This is a genomic window from Calidithermus chliarophilus DSM 9957 (assembly GCF_000430045.1).
GTDB lineage: Bacteria > Deinococcota > Deinococci > Deinococcales > Thermaceae > Calidithermus > Calidithermus chliarophilus.
The window spans coordinates 2,681,558-2,682,336 of sequence record NZ_KE387023.1; the positions used below are offsets into that span (position 1 = coordinate 2,681,558).

The 779-nt window shown below is 74.8% G+C and carries 1 protein-coding gene; it reads left to right on the top strand.

Features of this window, described 5'->3' with window-relative positions:
• The coding region (locus MEICH_RS24970) for a 5'-3' exonuclease (RefSeq protein ID WP_275052619.1) at positions 1-779 on the top strand (779 nt) is incomplete at both ends.

Below are 779 nucleotides of genomic sequence, written 5' to 3' on the forward strand. Positions count from 1 at the left end.
CTTCGGGGTGCCCCCGGTCAAGGCCCCCGACGGCACCCCGGTCCACGCGGTGCTGGGCTTCGCGCGGGCGCTGCTCGAGGTCTACCGCGAGCTCGGCGGCGACCCCCTGCGCCCCGAGCCCGCCGAGGAAGGCCCGGCCCCGGTCGTGGTCTTCGACGCGCCCGTGGCGACCTTCCGCCACCGGCTCTACCCCGACTACAAGGGCGGCCGCGACGAGATCCCCCCGGACCTGCCCGCCCAGATCCGCCACATCAAGCGCCTGGTAGACGCGCTGGGCTGGGTGCGCCTCGAGGTCGCCGAGGTCGAGGCCGACGACGCCATCGGCACGCTGGCCAAGCAGGCCGAGGCCCGGGGCATCCCGGCGCTCATCGTCTCGAGCGACCGCGACCTCTACCAGTTGCTCTCGCCGCTGGTGCGGGTGCGGGCCAAGGACGGCAAGCGCTTCGGGCCGGAGGAGCTCAAGGCCCAGTACGGCGTCACGGTGGAGCAGTGGGTGGACTACCGCGCCCTCACCGGCGACGCCTCCGACAACATCCCGGGGGCCAAGGGGGTAGGGGAGAAGACCGCCTCGGCCCTGCTCCAGCGCTTCGGGAGCCTCGAGGGCGTCCTGGCCGCCGCCGAAGGCCCCGACCCCGACCGGCCCCTCAAGCTCGTGCAGGCCAGCCGGGAGAAGGTGCTGCTCTCGCGCGAGCTGGCCCGGCTCCGGCTCGACGTGGAGGTCCCGGTCACGCTCGAGGAGGCCGCCACGGTGCTGCGCGACGACCCGGGCCTGGTGCGCC